An 18,877-nucleotide genomic window follows, 5' to 3' on the forward strand; every position below is an offset into this window, starting at 1 on the left:
CCAAACAAAAAATAATTTGGTATCAACAAACTTGGCACACTATTGAGTTCTCAAACAACAAACACTTACCGGTTCTCCGCCACCCATTCAAGGAGGCGATATCGTCCAGCGTTATATTCATATTCTATAATCATTGAATTCTGAAAGTCAAATCGATTCTTTGTGATTCGAACCAGTATTCTTTGATTCCCATTCAATTCCGAGTTGTCCACACATGGTGTGGAAAACCTTGATTTTCCGGGGTTTTCGCCGCCTTGTTCCGGTTGGTTGTTGTTCCGTCCGGCTCGTGGCGACAAGGAAAAACTATACACGGGTTGGCGGGGCGGTGCAAATCGGAGGGGTGCTGCGCAGCGGTGAGCGTGACCACATAAAACAGAACCACGTTCATTACCGAAAATTTAAGGCCTTAAAGCCCGAGAACATGCGGTTTTTTCCTAGGGCTCCCCGTTACCGCCGGAATATTAAATTCCATTCCGCCGCATCCGGAACCTGAAAAACGTCGAATCCGCGCCGTCACTCTATATTTACGGTGCCGCCCATGGCTCTCACTACTCTTCGATAACCTCGACGTCGATGATCCGGGGATCATCCAGCTCCAGCTGGTCGGGAGTCAGGGTGGGGATCCCTGCGAAAGCGATGGCTGCAGTTTCAACAACACGCTTGGCCAGGAAACGGTTGCCGGCTCCGCCGATGACCGCGCCGACCCCGAAGGGAACGATTCGGCCGACAACGCTCGCGGCCTGCGTGCCGACGATCTTGCGCATGAACGACTTCTGCATCGTCTTCTGGATCGAGGTATAGAAGCTAGTCGACTTGTTCGCACCGAAGGCCTTGGCCCAGCCCTTGACCGGTCCGCCGCCGCGCCCAGCGGCCTGGCGTGTGAGGCCGGCGATCATCGCACTGCCTTCCTCGCCCATCAGCACACCCATAACGAGTACTCGTGAACGTTCCGGATCTTCGATGGCAATGCCATGGAGCTCCGCAAGCGTCTGTGCATAAAGCGCGGACGCTTCGAGAAATCCAAGGGTGGCGGCCACGGACAGGCCCAGCGCGACACCGGTGCCCACCGCAGGGATGGCTGCAGTGCCTCCCACTGCGGCGCCCGAACCCGTCACGATTTTCAAGTAGTCGCTTTCGGCAATCTTGGAAAGTTCTGCCGCGGTCGCTTCGGGGTGCTTTCGTCGCAACCGTTTCAGGTAGGCAAGAACCAGCGGACGCTGGACACCGACACCCTTCATGATTGCGTCCTGGATTGCAGTGCGCGGTTTGCCATCGTTGCCGATAACCGTCATCGAAATGGGATCTTTACTCATAATGCTGTCAGCATATCGAGCCAAACCTTGAAGTTTCCGGGAACTTGGTGGTTCCAACACCTGAATATCCCCAAATAGCCGGTCATGTTCGGCCCAGTCCTTGAAACACCCAAATACCGATGGAAGAGTTGGCTTATGAAGAATGCTCAGGCCAAACGGTACAACCACGCCTTGAAACAGGCAGGGATCAACGAACGCCCAGTGGCATTGCTGGATTTGGATGCCTTCGATGCGAACGTGATCGCCCTTCGCGAACGAGCCGGAGGACTGCCGATACGTGTTGCATCCAAATCGCTGCGCATCCGCAAGGCCCTGGAACGGGCACTGGCTGCCGACGGATTCAGCGGAGTGCTGTGCTTTACCCTGAGCGAAGCGCTATGGCTGGCGAGCCATGGAATGAAAGACCTGGTCGTGGCCTATCCCCAAGCCGATACGGAAGCCATCAGCCGTTGGGCAACCAGCGAACAGGCACGCGCCGAGATCACGGTCATGGTCGACTCCGTTGCGCAGCTGGATCTCATCGACCGGATCGTTCCGCACCATCATCCGCTGAAGGTCGCCCTTGAGCTTGATGCCGCCTACTACCCGACCCCGGGACTGCGCATCGGGGCTGCCCGATCGCCGTTGACCGACCCGGCGGATCTGGTTTCATTGGCTGAAGAAGTCCAACGCCGGAAGGGTTTCGAGCTGGACGGGCTCATGGCCTACGAATCGCAGATCGCCTCGGTACCGGATGGAGGGTTCGCTCCCAAGGCCTGGATCGCCCGAGCCCTTCGGAAACGCAGCGCCGCCGAGCTTGCCGAGCGGCGTGCCGAAGCCGTGAGCCGCGTGCGCGGTCTCGCGGACCTTCGCTTCGTGAATGCAGGAGGCACCGGTTCATTTGAAACGACCACCAAGGAAGCAGCGGTGACAGAGCTGGCCGCAGGCTCCGGGCTCTTCGCTCCGGCCTTGTTCGACTCCTTCCGTTCCTTCTCTCCGTCCCCTGCCATGTTCCTGGGCTTCCCGGTAGTCCGAAGGCCGGATCACCAGACGGTCACGATCCTCGGCGGCGGTTGGGCCGCATCCGGTCCCGCCGGAAAAGACCGGTTGCCGAGCATCGAGCATCCGCGCAAGCTGCGCTACCTGCCGTTGGAAGGAGCCGGCGAGGTGCAGACGCCGCTGACCGGCCCGACCGCGCACCGCCTGAACATCGGCGAGACGGTATGGCTGCGCCATGCAAAATCCGGGGAACCGGCAGAACGGGTCAACAAGGTCGCGGTCTTCTCGAAGAACAAGATCAGTGACCAATGGCCAACCTATCGAGGCGAGGGGAAGGCCTTCCTGTGACCACCTTCCAGAATTTCGCCGGCACAGTGACTGCCGCCCCATCGGTGCGCCAGTCGGTCGCTTCCCTGGACCAGCTAGGCGGATTGCTCGAGTCGGCGGCGCTGACCGGGCACACCGTGCGCACCGTGGGCGCCGGCCATTCATTCACCCCGCTGGCGAAGACCGACGACGTCTTGCTCGATCTCGACGGTTTCCAGGGAATCGAGGAAGTCGATGCGCTCACGCATGACGTGACGTTCCGGGCCGGAACCAGGTTGTGGCAGGTCCCGGACCTGCTGGAGCCCTTCGGACTGGCGCTTGAGAACATGGGCGACATCGACCGACAGTCCATCGCTGGCGCCATCAGCACCGGCACCCACGGCACCGGCCTGAAATTCACCGGATTCAGCGGCGCGGTCACCGGACTGCGGATGATGCTGGCCGACGGGACGCAGGTGCGTGCCAGCGCCACGGAGCACCGTGACCTGTTCCAGGCTGCCCGCGTCGGATTGGGCGCGTTGGGTGTCATCACCCACGTGCGGCTGCGGTGCGTTCCGCACTACATGATGCACGCCGCGGAGACCATCGAAGCCATCGAGCCGCTGACCGAGAGCTTTATCGAAAGGGTGGCGCTGGAAGACCATCTGGAGTTCTTCTGGTTCCCGGGCACCGGCAACGCCCAGGTGAAAACCAATACGCGGTTGCCCGGCGATACGCCGGCGAAAGCGCCTGGCAAGCTCACTGCCTGGGTGAACGACGAGCTGCTGTCCAACGGCGGGCTCCAGGCCATCTGTTCGGTGGGCGCCGCCATGCCGCGAATGATTCCCCGGCTCAACGGGTTCGCCAGCCGGGTCCTCTCAGACCGCAGCTACACCGCGTCGTGGAACCAGACCTATATCAGTCCGCGGCGGGTGAAGTTCACCGAGATGGAGTACGCGCTGCCGCTGGAGAACTTCGCCGCGGCGTTTGCGGAACTGCGCCGCTACTTCACGACTCGGCCCGCACCCGTTGTTTTCCCGTTGGAGGTCCGGACCACTGCCGGCGACGACACCTGGCTGGGGACGGCCAGTGGCCGAAACAGCGTTTACATTGCGGTGCACCGCTATATCCGCGATCGCGTCCCGCAGTATTTCCCGGAGATGGAGTCGATCCTTCGTTCGCACGGCGGGCGGCCGCACTGGGGCAAGCAGCACACGCTGCGGGCGCCCGACCTCGCGCAGCTGTATCCGAGATTTGAGGATTTCCGGGCAGTTCGACAGCAGGTCGACCCGCAGGGGCTATTCGTCAATGACTATCTGCGGGAGCTGCTGGGCGCCTAGAACTGGATGTCGGTCCAGATCAAGTCCGAGGTTTCGATAGCCTCGGGTGTCGCGCCCGGGAGCAGCTGGAAGTCTTCCGGGGCTTCCGCGCCGATGCGGCCCTGGCCCAGCACGTTCCAGCCCTGGTTGGGGATGACGAAGTTCCCGGAATCGTTCAACGCGTCATCCCGGCCGAGGTCGGCGCCCAGGGCCAGGGCGGCTGCGGTGGATTCGGTGCGCTGAGCCAGCGCGCCGGTCACCACGATGCGGTCCCCGTCGAGGCCTTCGGCCTTGGCGCCGTCGTCTGCGACGACGTAGTCTTCGCCGGCAATGTAGTCAGCGACAACCTTCAATTCGTCCTTCTGGCGTAGTGCGCCGAAGCCGTAGCTGCTGTGCGCAGGTTCGGTTTGGGCGGCCAGGATATGGACGCGTTCACCGCGGTACTCGATGGGGATGTCCCACAGCCCGTTGTGCATGACCGGAATGGAAGCCGCGACGGCGCCGCTCAGCTCGGAGCTCCCGAGGTTGTTGCCTGCCACCTCGTCCCACTTCAGTGTGGACACCGAAACGACATCCGGCTGGTTGATCGGATACTTGGACAGCACCACCGTCGAGGCCTGCTCGGCGAATGCACGCTGGCCCCAGGCATCGCCCGGGCCGCCGACGATGCGGTCTGAGTCCAGGTCCGCGCCGCTCTGCACCCCGCTGGAACCGACGGCAAGATACGAATAGGGGTAGCCGGCATCGGAACGCTCGTCGTCCGGGCTCTTCAGATAGTCCGAGATGAAGCTGTTCACTGCATCCTGGTCGGCGTCCATGCCGGTCAGCACCATCACGTCGGGATTGGCGACGCTGATTGCATCGGCCACGCGCAGGGCTTCGGTGTCGGTTCGGGTCAGCAGGTCCCGATACAGCTCGCCGGGCTCCTCCCCGCTCAGGTTCGTTGCCATCGTGGCCACACGCAGGGAAGTTTCGGAAAGCAGGGGTGCGCTCACGCCGGCCCCGTCATTCGGGCCGGTAGGTGCGGCGAATGCCGGGGTTGCAGGGAGCATGAACAACGCTCCGATTCCCAGGCCCGCTGTTCCAACCAAAAACTTGTGCACCCTGCAACCCTACGCCGAGAGGCCGGCCCTGACCAGCATCTTAATCCGATTGTGATGCTGCAGCCCCGGCGGCCTTGCGGTTCGCCGCGAGCACTTCCTCCATGTACGGGGCGCGGACATGCGCCGAGATGCGTGCGTCAACCAGGCAGAGGCCCTGCGCACCGGCTTCCACCCATTCACTGACTTTCCCCAAATCATCCAAGGTTTCCACCTTGATGCCGGTGGCGCCCATGCCCTGGGCCAGGGCCGAGAAGTCTACGGTCGGGATCAGCATCGGATCCTCATGCAGACCGATCGATCCATACTGGTGCACCTCGGCGCCGTAGGCTGAATCGTTGTAAATGACGATGACACCGCTAGTGACGGTGCGCACGATGGATTCCAGATCGGCCAGCCCCATGAGGAAGCCGCCGTCGCCGGAGGCCAGCACCACGGTCCGGCCGTCGGCCGCCGCCGCAGCGCCAACCATTGAAGCGATGCCCAGGCCGATGGACTGGTAGGCGGTGCCAACACAAGTCAGGGATCGGGCACCGCTGGTCGACCAGTACATTGGTCCCCAACCGATGAAGTGCCCGCCGTCCTGCACCAGAACGCGGTGCGCCGGCAGGATCCGTTCCAGCTCGCTGGCTACGCGGCGCGGATCCAGCAGCCCATCGGCGGCCTTCGCTTCTCCGAGCGGACGGGTGCGCAGCGCGGCGAGGTCCAGATCCGCGGCCCACGAGGCAGTGGTCGCGGGCAGCGACTGGAGCAGATGCCCGGCTGCGGTGCTGATATCGGCGGTGGCGAAGTAGTCCACCCGCGGATTGGTGGCGGCGGCGGCCAAATCGATCTGGATCAGGGTGGCGGATTCATTGACCAGGTCCCCGAAGCGCATGGTGAACTGGTTCAGCGATGCGCCGAGCGCCAGCACGACATCCGCCTGGGCAATGATTTCCGCATTCCGCTCGGTGGCGAAGCCTCCGGTGATGCCCAGATCGTGGGGGTAGTCCAGCAGGTCGCGGGCCAGCAGCGTCCCCGAAGTGGTGGCGCCGATCTTGGTTGCCAGCTCCTTGACCAGCGGTGCGGCATCGATGGCGCCGCGGCCATAGAGGATGTGCGGTCGCTGGGCGCCGGCCAGCAGCGCGCTGACCTGTTCAAGCTGGGTGGAGTTTAATTCCGGTGCGGGCGGCGTGGAACCGAGGGCGGCGAAGTCCGGGATTTCGGTTTCAGGCGTCTCGATGGCGGCCAGGTCGTAGGGAATAGCCAAGACCACCGGACATTGTTCGCGCAGCGCATGGGCGGCGGCCTGCAGGGCGATGGCTCCCGGCGCCGACCGGTCCACCACGTAGCGCGGGGCCCGCACGGCGGCATCGATGGCCGCCTGATCCACGTCCCAGCCGCGCAAGCCCGAAGTCGGCGCGTCACCGGTAACGAAAAGCAACGGAGTGCGCGCGGCGGCGGCTTCCGCCAACGCGGTCACGGCGTTCGTGTAACCGGCACCGTAGGTGGTGGAGGCGATGGAGAGCTTGTTGGAGATGCGGAAGTATGCGTCCGCGGCCGCTACCGCGGCCGATTCGTGGCGAACCGCGGTGTAGGTGAAGCCCTGGCGCACTGCTGCGTCGAGGAAGTGTGCGTTGCCGTTGCCCATCAGACCGAAGATCTGCGGTGCAATTGGCTTGAGGGCATGGGCGATGGCGGCAGAAACGCTAGACATCATGGACTCTTTTCAAAAGTACGGTGCTGAAGAAAATTCCATATATGTCTGCCGCTACCGGTTGCATTTCGGCAACGGGTATCGCCCCTTTTGAGAGCGCCGGAATCCGCTCAATCGAGGTTCCTGACTCAATGATGATAGGGCAGAACCGCGGTGTTGCGCTAGGCGCCGTTTCTCCAGTGCCCTGGACCGAACCGGAAAATCTATCCCAGGGCCCTTCCCCGGCGGTTGCTCCCGGACCCGAATCCGGCGTTCGCCAACCGGTAGGTGCGGTCCAGGGAATCCATTGCATGCTCCGCAACGTGCCCGTAGACGGGAACATGGATCCAATCCTTGACCATGCCTAGCAGCGCAATCACGATGAATCCGGTCAGCAGCTTGTCCACCAGTGAATACATCAGGTTGGACTCGAAAACGGCCACCCCGAGCGAGCTGGTGCTGGCCAGGATGGACTGCATCGTCGTTTCGGAGGCGTGGCCGGTGATGCCCCCGAAAAGGAGAACCAGAATGATGCTCGACACGACCGAACAAGCCACAGCCACCACGACGTTCAGCAGGACGTACTGAGGTAGGGCGGAATTGCGCCTGATCAGCTTCGCGCCGTAGCCCCAGACCAGCGCGCCGGTCATGTTCACCAGCCCGAAGGCCGCCGCCGAGGAATCGGTAATCGACAGTCCAATGACGTTGGTTGCCAGGCCGACAAGCACCCCGGCCCACGGCCCGCAGGCGATGGCGGCCAATGCAGTGCCGACCATGTCCAGATAAAGACGGAGCCCTGCTGCATCCACTAGCCAGAAGCCCGCCAAGTTCATCAGCAAGCATGCTGCGAGGAGTATATATATTCGCCGCCGGCTGGCCACGGTGTCTGCCGGCCCGATGGCAGCGACAATTTGGACGGGCGGCTCGGTGGGCGCGGGCTGCGGGTTGGCTGGCTCCCGCTGCTTGGCCGCGGACTGGTCGAGACGGGCCTGAAGACACCGGCGTTCCCACGTTTCCGCCTCCTCCGGCGAGCAGCCCAAGGCCTGCACGATTTCCCCGACAAGCTTCGCGTTGATACGGGTCCGGCCCAGGCGGAAGGCGTCGTACACAGTGGTTCGGGCTGGCCTGGCGGCGGCCGCACCCACTCCGGCGCGTTCTCGAAGCTTCCCGATTCGACGGACGATTTCCGCGTAGGGAACGTCGCCGGCCTCGATCCGCAACGCCTGGAGATCCCGGGCGATCGCATCGAAGGCTTCGGTCGGAACACCTCGGGATTCCATGTGGTGCGACATGGCCGTCCTCCATACAGTTGCCGATTCACCGGCAACTGCCGATGGCCTTCGGCGCTTCGTTCACGCCAAATAAAGATACTAGTCAGATCGTATCCGAAGCGTCGGAGTTGTTCGGAATCGTCCGGAAACGCGGTTTTCAGCCCATCATTGCAGCACGCGCGCGATACTTTATGACCTGGGGCGCCGCATGCCGCCTGAACCGTCAGCCGACTCGCAAACGGCTGCATCGTTCAGCACCTGCGGCGCATACGACAACTCGCATATGTATTCCAGGAGGGCTTGTGGCACATTTCGTCGCCGATACGGCAAAGCCCCGCGGCTGACAGCGCACCAGCGGCCGCCCGCAGCGGGGCGGGAGCCTAGTGCTCCCTACCCAAGCAGTGGGCCAGCGCATCGGGAAGTTCAGCGGAGCGGAAGGTGTGGCCGCGGGCGGACAGCTTCGCGGGAACGACCCGCTGGCTGGCCAGCGCCAGCAGTTGCGCGCCTTCATCGCCCAGCAGCAGCCGCGGCCCGAAGGCGGGGACGGGGAAGATCTCCGGGCGGCGCAGCACCTTGGCCAGCACGGCCGAGTACTCGCTGTTGCGCACCGGGGTGGGCGCGGTCGCGTTGACCGGGCCCTGCAGCTCGCCGTCCCACAGGGCGCGGTGGTAGATGTCCACGAGGTCATCGAGGCCGATCCAGGACTGCCACTGCTGTCCGTCGCCTAGCCTGCCGCCCAGTCCGGCTTCGTAAAGCGGACGCAGCTGGCGCAGCAGCCCTCCGGTGGGGCTTTGCACCAGGCCGGTGCGGACCTGGACGCGGCGCATGCCGGTGTCCGGCCCCGCTAGGGCCGCTTGCTCCCAGTCGCGGACAACCTCCGCGAGGAAGTCCCGGCCGTGCGGGGCATCCTCGGCCAGCTCTTCTTCGCCGGCGTCGGCGCCATACAGGCCGATGGCCGAGGCGCTGACGAAGACCGCGACGCCGGACTGCGCGGCCAGCTGGGCCAGCCGGCGCGTTGGCCCGATGCGGCTGTCGCGGATTTTCCTGCGGTGCTCGTTATTGAATCGCCCGGCGATACTCGCCCCGGCCAGATGGACGACTGCGTCGCATCCATCCAGGCAGGATTCGTCGGGGTTCTCGGGATTCCAAACGCGTTCATTCGGACCTTGGGGGGCCGAACGAACCAAGCGGATGACCCGGTGCCCACCCGATTCGAGAAGAGCACCCAGGGAGGTTCCCACCATCCCGTGCGAACCGGTCAGCGCAACGGTCAGCGGCGCCATGCCGTGCTGCGCCGCGCGCTGGTGCACCTGCAGGTCTTCGGCCAGCTGCCGGTGCCGGTAGGCGAGCATGCGCCGTACCAATTTCTGCGGCATGTTGGTGGTGACTTCATCGCGCAGCACGCACTGCTGCGGCCCGTCGGGCAGGATATGGTGCTCGTGCCGCCAGTGGATCGGCCGCAGCGGCGCCTGGCCGAGCCCCTGGGGCGCCAGCTCGTCCACGAACACGCGGCCCGGGATGTACTCGCTGGAAAGATGCCTGGCATGCCAGCGCAGTCCGGCAGGCAGCGCCAGCTCGGAGCTGCCGTCGCGAAGGTCCTGAGCCTGGCTCAGCGCGCGCACCGGCTGCCAAGGAGGAAGCAGCCGATTCATCGCGCCGGGCCGCTCGTGCCACGCAAAGACGTCGTCGGAGGGGAAGGGGATCTTTGTTTCAAGAATGACGGCCATGCCCCACATTCAACCAGTTTCCACTTCCCGCGGATACTCCTTCAAGCAAGCTTCAAGGAGATCCGGCAGCGCCGCACGCCACCGGCCGCGCCCTGCCTGCCGATGCTCCTGTGACAAACTGGTTTTCATGGGAACCCAGGACCGGCCGCAGACCTCGGAGCAGGAGCTCGCGGCCTTCGAAACCGCCACGCAGGACCTTGTGGGGCTCGCACTGAGCAGCGTGGAGCAGCTGGAGGTATCCCTGCCCCAGTTCCGCCTGCTGCTGACCTTGCAGCGCCGGGGGCGCTCGACGTCCAGCGACTGCGCCAAGGCCCTGGGCGTGGGCAATTCATCCATCACCCGGCTCGCGGACAGGCTCCATGCCTCCGGCCATCTGGCGCGGGGTTCGGACCCCGCGCACCGCAGCGTTGTCACCCTGGAGCTGACGGCTGCGGGCCGCCAGGTCGTGCAGCAGGTCACCGAACGCCGGCGCCAGGACCTGAAGGCGGCTCTGGACCTGTTGGAGCCGGCAGAGCGGGCCGCCTGCGCCGCGGCCCTGGACAAGCTGCACCACGTGGCGGGTCGCAGCATTCCCCGCCCGAACAGCACCCATCTGCCCCTGTAGACCCCCGCGCATCAGGCATCCCGCCTCATGGCCATGCACACCTAAACTTTTGCCTTCGACAACTCTTGCTTAACGCAAGAGTTGTGCCTACATTGGAATTGATCAATTCAATCGCGGGGTGCCGGGGATGCAGGAACTTGAGACCCGGTGGCGTGCGCTGGACCCGTGCACGGCGGCCGCGCCGCGCACCCCCACCACTCACTGATCGGAGTACCCCGCCATGACCGCATTGGCAAGCATCTCGACCATCCGGGGACCGCAGAAGCTCGGCCCGCTCACGCCGCTGGTCGGCGAATGGGAAGGGGATGCCGGAGTAGACCTTTCGTACCACAACCTGACCGATGAAACGAGCGAAACCGGCTACTACGAGCGCGCGGTCTTCAAGCCCATCCCGATCCAGGAAAACGGCAGGCAGACCTTGTGGGGACTGAACTACTCGATGACCGCCTGGCGCCATGGCGAGGAGGCCATGAACCCGTTCCACGACGAAATCGGCTTCCTGCTCTGGGACCGCGAGAACAGCCAGGTGATGCGCAACGTGGTCTTCGGCCGCGGCATCGCGGTTCTGGCCGGGAGCACCGCCGGGCCGCGCGACACCACCGTGCACTTCAACGCCACCCCGGGAGACCCCTGCTACGGGGTGCTGCAGAACAAGTACCTGTTGGAACGGGCGGAGATCAAGGAGTTCATCAGCTCCTTCACCTTCCACGAGGACGACAGCTTCAGCTATGCCTCGGACCTGCTGCTGCGCCTGGCCGCACTGGGCGCGGAAATGCGCCATACCGACGCCAATACCCTGCATCGGGTCAGGCGCTTCCACCCGGGAGAATAGGGAACGGCGGGGCCGGATGCGATGTTCGCCTCCGGCCCCGCCGAGGTCCCGGACCGGGCCTAGCGCCTAGCGCGCGACCGCGTCCGCCAGCAGCTCGATGACGTGGCGGTAGTCCTTGCCGGTTGCGCGCGTCATGCCCAGCTCGCAGGTGCGGTTGCAGGAGGCATGGGCCTGGGCGTCGAGCTCACGCACTTCGGCGGCCTCGGCGGCGGTGGCGGAGGCGGTCAGCTCCGGGTGCAGCATGCCGCGGTCGCCCGCGTAGGCGCAGCAACCCCAGTTGACCGGCACGTTCACGGTGTCCGCGGCGGCCCGCGCCAGCTTCTCCAGGTCCGGGTTCAGTCCCATCTGCGTGGAGGAGCAGGTCGGATGCAGGGTCAGCGAGGCGATCTTGCGGCCTTCGGGCAGCTTGTCCAGCAGGTGCTGCGAGGTGAAGGCGAGCAGGTCCACCACGGTGTAGCCGTGCCCTTCCAGCGTGTGGGCGAAGCCCTCGGTGCAGCTGGAGGCGTCGGAGATGACCGGCAGGTTCTTCCCCGGCAGCGCCGCCGCGACCTCGTCGAGCACCCGCTGCGCCATCAGGTCGTGCCCGTCCGCGTAGCCCTTGGAGGTCCACGGGGTGCCGCAGCACATCGACTCGATGCCCTGCGGGACGTAGACCGAAACGCCGGCCGCCTGCAGCAGCTTGGTGAAGGCCGCGGAGACGCCCTCGCCGTCGCTGGCCGGGCCGAACATGGAGTTCACGCAGGCCGGAAGGTAGATGGCCAGCGGTTCGCCGCCCACGGCGCCCAGGTTGCCGGCCAGCGGCTTGCGGGCCTTGCCGCCGCCGGGCAGCTCCGCGTCGTAGCGCGGCATGACATCGGTGCTGATCACCTTGCGCGCCGCGTCGGTGACGCCGCGGACCAGTCCTACGGGGAACTTGTCCGCCACGCTCAGGGCCAGCGAACCGGCGCGGGTGGCCGCGCCCCAGCCCTTGGCGGCGGTCTTGAACCCGGCGGCCAGGGCGGGGTTCGCGTCTTCGCGGCGCAGGCGCTTGACCAGCAGGCCGGTGTTGATCCCCACCGGGCAGGCGGTGACGCACATGCCGTCCACGGCGCAGGTCTGCACGCCGTTGTACTCGTAGTCCTTCTCCAGCTCCGCGGCCAGCTCCAGGTTGCCTTCCGCCTCGGCCTTGGCGATGGCGCGGCGCACCACGATGCGCTGGCGCGGGGTGAGGGTCAGGTCCTTGGAAGGGCAGACCGGTTCGCAGTAGCCGCATTCCACGCAGCGGTCGGCCTCCACCTCGATGGTGGCGTTCAGCTTGATGTTGCGGATGTGGGCGGCGTGGTCCTCGTCGATGATGACCCCGGGGTTCATCATCAGGCGCGGGTCGCAGGCGGCCTTGAGCTGAAGGTGCACGTCGTAGAGCTCGTCGCCGTACTGGGCGCGCACGAAGGGGGCCATGGCGCGGCCGGTGCCGTGCTCCGCCTTCAGGTTGCCGCCCTTGGAGAGGATCAGCTCCACCATCTTGTCGTTGAAGCCGTTGTAGCGGGTCAGCGCCTGCTCGCCCTCGAAGCGGTCGGTGAGCATGAAGTGGATGTTGCCGTCCTTGGCATGGCCGAAGATCACCGAATCCGCGTAGCCGTATTCGGTGAACAGCTCCTGCAGGCTGCCGCAGGTTTCGGCCAGCGACGGCACCGGCACCGCCACGTCCTCGAGCAGCGCGGTGGTGCCCGAGACGCGGGCCCCGGCCACGGAGGCGTACAGCCCCTTGCGGAATTTCCAGGCGGCCTGGCGGTTCTTCGCATCCGGGGAGAGCACCGCCGGGGCGCGCAGCGCGGCCGTGTCCAGCAGCTTCTGCCCGGCGTCCTGCAGGCCGCGCAGTTCCTCGTCGCTGTCCGCGTGGTATTCGATGAGCAGCGCCGCCTGATGGTCCACCTCGAAGCCCATGATGGCTTCGGGCACGCCGGGCAGCGACTGGCCCACGCGCAGCGAGGTGGAGTCCATGAGCTCCAGGGTGGCGGCGCCCGAATCCAGCAGCTCGGGCAGGGCGCGGGTGGCCAGATCCAGGTTGTCGAAGACCGCCAGGGTGGCGATGGCCAGCTTGCGGATCGGCACGGTGCGGAACACCGCCTCGGCCACGAAGGCCAGCGTGCCTTCGGAGCCGATGATCAAGTGGGCCATCAGCTGCGCCGGGGAGTCGAAGTCCAGGAACGCGTTGATGCCGTAGCCCATGGTGTTCTTCAGCGCGAAGTGCTTCTCGATCTTCGCCACGGAGTCCGGGTTGGAGCGCACGCGGTCGCGCAGCTTTTCCAGGGTGGCCACCAGCTGCGGTTCGGCGGCGGCCAGCTGGGCGTCGGCGTCCGGGGCGGCGGTGTCGATCATGGTGCCGCTGGGCAGCACGAAGGTCATCGATTCAAGGGTGCGGTAGGTGTTGAACTCGGTGCCGCAGGCCATTCCGGAGGAGTTGTTGGCGATCACCCCGCCCACGGTGCAGGCCGCCTCGCTGGCCGGGTCCGGGCCCAGCTTGCTGCCGTAGACCCCCAGCCGGGCGTTGACCTGGCGGATCGTGGCACCGGGCTGGACGCGCACACGCTGGCCGCCATCCAGCACGGTGATGCCGCGGAAATTCTTGCGCACGTCGATCATCAGGCCGTCGCCGCTGGCCTGCCCGGCCAGCGAGGTGCCGCCGGAGCGCAGGGTCACCGGCTGGTTGTTCCGGTTCGCGGCGGCCAGCAGATCGGAGACCTCGCGGGCGTCCTTGGCCAGCACCACCGCCTGCGGGGTGTACAGGTAGTGCGACGCATCCGAGGCGTAGGCCACGCGGTCGATGGATCGGGTCATCACCCGGCCGGGCTCGCCGACCAGGTCGAGGATGCTGGATGAAACCGTGGTTTCGCCGAGTGCTGGCGTGCTCAATGCCATGGTGCGCTCCTATATGGATCGTAGGCGCGGCCTACCGTCGCGGGAAATTGTCTTACAAGTACACATGCCATAGTAATACGCGCCGTGGGATACTTGGTAGATCCAAATGTACTTCTGCCCGAAAGGACGCACGTGGCTGCCCGTCTAGGAGTGGTTTCGGTAGTGCAGGCCGTCATCAAGTCGCTGCGCGAACGCATCTTCAGCGGCGAGCTGGCCCCCGGCACCCCGCTGGGCGAGGTCGACGTGGCCGCGCACTACGAGGTCGCCCGCCCTACCGCCAAGGCCGCCCTGGAGAACCTGGTGGCCAGCGGACTGCTCACGCGCAACGCGCACCAAAGCGCGCGCGTGCGGGTGCTTTCCGCAGCGGACGCCCGCGACATCTACCAGACCCGGGCCATCATCGAGGCCGAAGCCGTGCGCCTGCTGGCCGGCACCGGCCAGGTGCCCGAAGCCGCGCTGGAGGCGAACGCCCAGATCACCGCGCTGTCCAACGCCTCCCCCATAGAAATCGTGGAACCCGACGTGCGTTTCCACGCGGCCCTGGTGCAGGCGCTGGGCTCGCCGCGAACCAGCGCGATCTATGCGCAGCTCACGGACGAAATACGGCTGTGCATGACGCACGTGCAGGATGCCACGCTGCTATCCACCCGGGACATCGCCGCCGAGCACGCGCACCTGCTCGAGCTGATCTCCGCCGGATCCCGGCAAGAGGCCGCCCAGGCGCTGGCCGACCACCTGCAGACGGCGAGCGCCAAGCTCGCCGCGCACCTGGATACCCTCACCTAGACGAAAGCAGGATCGACGCCATGGGCTTGTTCGCACGCAAGCAGTCCACTGCTCCCGGGACCGGGGACGACTGGGAACGCAGGCTGGAGGCCCTGGAGCCCCTGCGGGTGGGCAAGGCAGACTTCCGCGCCCGAGTGCTGGGTGCGGGACGGCGCGGCACGCAGCGGATTCCCGCGGTGGAGCTGGCCGTCAGCGGGACCGCCGGGCACTTCCGCGCCGATGAGCTGGAGTCCTTCCTGGGCGGCAGGCTCGGGATCCCCGAAACCCTGCACAATTCGCCGAGCCCGCTGTTCATGGCCACCGGCGCCCACGCCGGGGCGGATTCCCCGGCCGGCGATGCGCTGGCGCACGCCGCGAGGGACGAGGCCGCAGTCCTGCAGCCCGCCACCGAGGGCCTGCGCTGCCTGGTGTTGTTCAGCCCCGCGGACCAGCAGCGGATCACCCGCTGGCTCGCACTCTTCCCACGCCCCTAGGCGCGGTCGGGCGCACCGGCATCGCTGGGCGCCGCAGAGCCTTCCTCGGTGGCGCCTCCCTCGTCGCTCCAATCATGCCCGGTGTCATCCGAGTGCTTCGGGTCAGAGACATGGTCCTTCGACGCGGCGTCCGCTTCCGGGGCCGGGTGCAATTTTTCGGGAATGTGCTTTTCTCCCATGATTTCCTACCTTTCGTTGCGCTGGCGTTCCGGGGCGGTTTCAGGCTCCGGCGGAATCGGCGGCGCGGTCGGGTCGAATGGCGGGTCGCTCGGACCGGTGGGGTCGATTACCGGGCCGTCCGGGGCCGTCGGGTCGCTGGGCGGCGCGATGGGACCAGTCGGGTCGGTGGGGTTGATGGGCGGGTCGGTGGGATGGCGGTTGAACATCGTGTCCTCTCCTTGATCTGCATGCCGGCGGCGCTTGCACCCGCCGGCTGAACGTCCCTTCACGCTACGCACCGTCCGGGCTGGACGGTCGCAATCCCCGGGATTCCAAGGCGATTGCCAGCATTGGCCGCCCGCCAGGCCCGGCGGGCGGCCGCCTCGGCACCCCGGTCCGCGTATACCCCCACCCCTATTTTTGACATACCCCTGGGGGTATGGGTTACGGTAGATGCAGACACCCCAACGAAAGGACGCACCATGCTTCTGGAACGCTTCTACGACGAGGACCTGGCACAGGCCAGCTACTTCATCGGCTGCCAGGCCAAGGGCGAGGCCATCGTGGTCGATGCCCGTCGCGACATCTCCGACTACCTGGCGCTGGCCGCCAAGCACGGCATGCGCATCGTCGCGGTGACCGAAACCCATATCCACGCCGACTACCTCTCCGGCACCCGCGAGCTGGCCGCCGCCACCGGCGCGGCCACCTACGTCTCGGGCGAAGGCGGAGCCGACTGGCAGTACGGCTTCGAGGCCGAGCGCCTGATGGACAAGGACACCATCAAGCTGGGCAACATCACCGTGACCGCCCGCCACACCCCGGGCCACACCCCGGAGCACCTTTCGTTCCTCATCACCGACGGCGCCTTCAGCGACCAGCCGGGCTACATGCTCTCCGGCGACTTCATCTTCGCCGGCGACCTGGGCCGCCCGGACCTGCTGGACGAGGCAGCCGGCGGCGTGGACACCCGCTTCGCCGGAGCCAAGGACCTGTTCACCTCGCTGAAGAACGTCTTCCTTGAACTGCCGGACCACATCCAGGTCTACCCGGGCCACGGCTCGGGCAGCGCCTGCGGCAAGGCACTGGGCGCCGTTCCTTCCACCACCGTGGGCTACGAGCGCAACTTCGCCTGGTGGGGCCGCTACCTGGCCGCCAACGACGAGGAAGGCTTCATCGCCGAGCTGCTCGACGGACAGCCCGATGCGCACGCCTACTTCGCCCGCATGAAGCGCCAGAACCGCGACGGCGCCAAGGTGCTGGGCACCCTGCCGCAGCTGGTCGAGTTCACCGCAGAGCAGATCATCGAGCAGACCGCGGCCCATGAGGCAGTCTTCGTCGACACCCGCGGACACGTGGCCGTCGCCGAAGGCACCGTCGCCGGCGCCCTGGCCATCCCGGCCATCGCCAAGATGGCGAACTTCGGCGCCTGGGCCTTCGACCCGGAAGCCGACAACCGCCAGCTGATCCTGTTCGCCGAGAACCTGGAAGCCGCGCAGGAAATGCGCGACCACCTGATGCGCGTGGGCATCGACGCGGTGTCCGGCTACGCCACCACCCTCGAAGGCCTGCCGGCCTTCACCCCGCCGAGCATCAAACCGGCCGAGCTGGAGAACTTCGAGCACGCGCTGCTGCTCGACGTCCGGGGCCGCGGCGAGTTCAATGCCGGAGCCATCCCGAACGCGAAGCACATCTCCGGCGGCCGCGCCCTGTGGACCCTGGACGAGCTGCCCACCGACGGCAAGATCGTCACCTACTGCCAGAGCGGCCTGCGCAACTCGATCGTTGCCAGCGCCCTGCGCGACGCCGGGTACGACGTGGTCGAACTGGCCGGCAGCTACGCCGGCTGGGATGCCGCCATGAACAAGACCAACGCCTAACCCCACCCCCAACGAAGGACACCCCCTCAAGCATGAGCACCCCCATTGATGTCATGGACGCACCGACCCTGAAGAAGCTGCTGGCTTCCGATGAATCCGGCGTAGCAGTCCTGGATGTGCGCACCCCCGCGGAGTTTGAATCCGTGCACATCCCTGGCTCCTACAACCTGCCGCTGGACCTGGTCGCTGAACACGCCCACGACGTGACCCGCAAGCTGGGCAAGCAGATCGTGCTGGTCTGCCAGTCCGGCACCCGCGCCTCCCAGGCGCAGCAGAAGCTGGTCGACATCCAGATCGACGCCGGCAGCGTGCTCGACGGCGGCATCGCCGCCTACGAGAAGTCCGGCGGCAACGTGGTGCGCGGCACCCAGCGCTGGGCCATGGACCGCCAGGTCCGCATGACCGCCGGCTCGCTGGTGCTGCTGGGCTTCATCGCCTCGAAGCTGATCCACCCGAAGCTCGGCTACCTGTCGGCGGCGATCGGAGCGGGCCTGACCTACTCGGCGGCCAGCAACTCCTGCGCCATGGCCAGCATGCTGTCCAAGATGCCGTGGAACCAGGTCAGCACCGCCGGCAAGGCCAACCCCCTGGCCCAGATCCCCAACGCCGGGCAGCTGCTGAACCCGAACAGCAAGTAGGAGACTCGACGTGGAACCATTATTGATTCTGGTCCTGGCACTGTCGGTCGTCGTCGGCCTGACCCTGGGTCTGCTGGGTGGCGGCGGTTCCATCCTGATGGTTCCACTGCTCACCTATGTTGCGGGCATGGATGCCAAGGAAGCGATCACCACCTCGCTGTTCGTGGTGGGCGTGACCTCGCTGGCCAGCCTGCTGCCGCATGCGCGGGCCCGCAACGTCCGCTGGGTTCCCGGCCTGGTCTTTGCGGCCGCGAGCATGAGCGGCGCGTTCCTTGGCGGGCTGGCCAGCGCGGCCATTCCCGGAGCGGTGCTGATGGTGGCTTTCGCCGTCATCATGCTGGCCAGCGCAAGGAACATGATCCGCGGACGGAAGAAGGGCTCCGAGTCCGCGGCCAAGGGGCGGTCCCTGCTGATGTACATTCCCGTTGGCCTGGTGGTCGGTCTGGTCACCGGCCTGGTGGGAGCCGGCGGCGGATTCCTCATCGTCCCGGCCCTGGTGCTGCTGGCCGGCCTGCAGATGAAGCTCGCGGTAGGCACCTCCCTGCTGGTCATCTCGCTGAACTCGGCATCCGGAATGCTGGGGCACCTGAACTCCACCGCCGTCAACTGGCCGCTGACCTTGCTCATTACCGCGGCGGCCATCATCGGCTCGCTGATCGGAGCACGGCTGACTTCCAAGGTGCCGGAGAAGAAACTGCGCCGCGGATTCGGCTTCTTCGTCCTGGCCATGGGCGTCTTCGTCCTGGCCCAGGAGCTGCCGCACCCGGCAGGCCTCATTCTTGCCGTCGCCGCCGTCGCCGCCGCACTGGTCTGGGTGCTCTGCACCAAGATCCCGGCACTGGCCGCCGTATGCCCCTGGCGCAAGGTCCCTGATCCGCTGGCCCCGGCTGCGGACTAGCTCACATCTACCCAAGGAGT

Annotated in this window: 17 protein-coding genes; 9 read left to right on the forward strand and 8 right to left on the reverse strand. The window is 66.0% G+C overall.

Going from position 1 to position 18,877, the window contains the following annotated elements:
- Positions 1 to 548: 548 nt before the first annotated feature.
- A complete protein-coding gene (locus IEY43_RS16120) occupies positions 549 to 1,313 on the reverse strand; it encodes a hypothetical protein (RefSeq protein ID WP_188949734.1) in 765 nt (254 codons plus the stop codon).
- A 135-nt stretch (positions 1,314 to 1,448) separates the two neighbouring features.
- Here IEY43_RS16120 and IEY43_RS16125 point away from each other — a divergent pair, with 135 nt between their 5' ends.
- Both IEY43_RS16125 and IEY43_RS16130 read left to right on the forward strand, forming a co-directional pair.
- Complete coding sequence (locus IEY43_RS16125; protein ID WP_188949736.1) at positions 1,449 to 2,639, forward strand: alanine racemase; 1,191 nt, start codon at positions 1,449 to 1,451, stop codon at positions 2,637 to 2,639.
- The gene (locus IEY43_RS16130; protein WP_188949738.1) at positions 2,636 to 3,937 is read left to right on the forward strand and encodes a D-arabinono-1,4-lactone oxidase; all 1,302 of its coding nucleotides are present in this window, start codon (positions 2,636 to 2,638) and stop codon (positions 3,935 to 3,937) included. Before IEY43_RS16125 ends, IEY43_RS16130 begins: the two co-directional genes overlap by 4 nt.
- On the opposite strand, the gene IEY43_RS16135 is transcribed toward IEY43_RS16130, so the two are convergent.
- The 4 genes from IEY43_RS16135 to IEY43_RS16150 form a co-directional block, all read right to left on the reverse strand.
- Complete coding sequence (locus tag IEY43_RS16135) at positions 3,934 to 4,968, reverse strand: hypothetical protein (protein ID WP_188949740.1); 1,035 nt, start codon at positions 4,966 to 4,968, stop codon at positions 3,934 to 3,936. The two genes, IEY43_RS16130 and IEY43_RS16135, sit on opposite strands and share 4 nt — an antisense overlap.
- A gap of 91 nt (positions 4,969 to 5,059) precedes the next feature.
- Positions 5,060 to 6,712 carry a thiamine pyrophosphate-binding protein gene (locus IEY43_RS16140; RefSeq protein ID WP_188949741.1) on the reverse strand — a complete coding sequence of 551 codons (1,653 nt, stop codon included), beginning with the start codon at positions 6,710 to 6,712 and terminating at the stop codon, positions 5,060 to 5,062.
- A gap of 203 nt (positions 6,713 to 6,915) precedes the next feature.
- Entirely contained in the window at positions 6,916 to 7,983 is a 1,068-nt protein-coding gene (locus IEY43_RS16145; protein ID WP_188949742.1) for an ECF transporter S component, read from the reverse strand.
- A 359-nt stretch (positions 7,984 to 8,342) separates the two neighbouring features.
- On the reverse strand, positions 8,343 to 9,689 hold the full coding sequence (locus tag IEY43_RS16150) for a TIGR01777 family oxidoreductase (RefSeq protein WP_188949744.1): 1,347 nt from the start codon (positions 9,687 to 9,689) through the stop codon (positions 8,343 to 8,345).
- Between the two features lie 127 nt (positions 9,690 to 9,816).
- Between IEY43_RS16150 and IEY43_RS16155 the strand changes: the two genes are divergently transcribed.
- Positions 9,817 to 10,293: a MarR family winged helix-turn-helix transcriptional regulator gene (locus tag IEY43_RS16155; protein WP_188949746.1), complete on the forward strand. Its 477-nt coding sequence runs from the start codon at positions 9,817 to 9,819 to the stop codon at positions 10,291 to 10,293.
- 220 nt (positions 10,294 to 10,513) lie between these two features.
- A complete protein-coding gene (locus IEY43_RS16160) occupies positions 10,514 to 11,125 on the forward strand; it encodes a heme-binding beta-barrel domain-containing protein (protein ID WP_188949748.1) in 612 nt (203 codons plus the stop codon).
- A gap of 66 nt (positions 11,126 to 11,191) precedes the next feature.
- Here the strand turns inward: IEY43_RS16160 and IEY43_RS16165 are convergent, their stop codons facing one another.
- Positions 11,192 to 14,023, reverse strand: coding sequence for an FAD-binding and (Fe-S)-binding domain-containing protein (locus IEY43_RS16165; RefSeq protein WP_188949750.1), 2,832 nt, complete (start codon positions 14,021 to 14,023; stop codon positions 11,192 to 11,194).
- A gap of 132 nt (positions 14,024 to 14,155) precedes the next feature.
- On the opposite strand from IEY43_RS16165, the gene IEY43_RS16170 reads away from it, so the two are divergent.
- Positions 14,156 to 14,809, forward strand: a complete 654-nt coding sequence (locus IEY43_RS16170; protein WP_188949752.1) for a GntR family transcriptional regulator — start codon at positions 14,156 to 14,158, stop codon at positions 14,807 to 14,809.
- 20 nt (positions 14,810 to 14,829) lie between these two features.
- Positions 14,830 to 15,282, forward strand: coding sequence for a hypothetical protein (locus IEY43_RS16175; protein WP_188949754.1), 453 nt, complete (start codon positions 14,830 to 14,832; stop codon positions 15,280 to 15,282).
- On the opposite strand, the gene IEY43_RS16180 is transcribed toward IEY43_RS16175, so the two are convergent.
- Together IEY43_RS16180 and IEY43_RS16185 are read right to left on the reverse strand one after the other, a co-directional pair.
- Positions 15,279 to 15,461 carry a hypothetical protein gene (locus IEY43_RS16180; RefSeq protein WP_188949756.1) on the reverse strand — a complete coding sequence of 61 codons (183 nt, stop codon included), beginning with the start codon at positions 15,459 to 15,461 and terminating at the stop codon, positions 15,279 to 15,281. The genes IEY43_RS16175 and IEY43_RS16180 overlap by 4 nt on opposite strands.
- 6 nt (positions 15,462 to 15,467) lie before the next feature.
- Positions 15,468 to 15,731: a hypothetical protein gene (locus tag IEY43_RS16185; protein WP_188949758.1), complete on the reverse strand. Its 264-nt coding sequence runs from the start codon at positions 15,729 to 15,731 to the stop codon at positions 15,468 to 15,470.
- A gap of 192 nt (positions 15,732 to 15,923) precedes the next feature.
- Between IEY43_RS16185 and IEY43_RS16190 the strand changes: the two genes are divergently transcribed.
- From IEY43_RS16190 to IEY43_RS16200, 3 genes are read left to right on the forward strand one after another with little or no spacing between them, the layout of a single operon-like run.
- Entirely contained in the window at positions 15,924 to 17,321 is a 1,398-nt protein-coding gene (locus IEY43_RS16190) for an MBL fold metallo-hydrolase (protein ID WP_188949760.1), read from the forward strand.
- A gap of 32 nt (positions 17,322 to 17,353) precedes the next feature.
- On the forward strand, positions 17,354 to 17,959 hold the full coding sequence (locus IEY43_RS16195; RefSeq protein ID WP_188949762.1) for a rhodanese-like domain-containing protein: 606 nt from the start codon (positions 17,354 to 17,356) through the stop codon (positions 17,957 to 17,959).
- 10 nt (positions 17,960 to 17,969) lie between these two features.
- Positions 17,970 to 18,857 (forward strand): sulfite exporter TauE/SafE family protein, encoded by an 888-nt coding sequence (locus tag IEY43_RS16200; RefSeq protein WP_188949764.1) that lies wholly within the window; start codon positions 17,970 to 17,972, stop codon positions 18,855 to 18,857.
- The last annotated feature ends 20 nt before the right edge of the window (positions 18,858 to 18,877 follow it).

It is taken from the genome of Glutamicibacter protophormiae (assembly GCF_014647495.1).
In the GTDB taxonomy this organism is placed as follows: domain Bacteria; phylum Actinomycetota; class Actinomycetes; order Actinomycetales; family Micrococcaceae; genus Glutamicibacter; species Glutamicibacter protophormiae.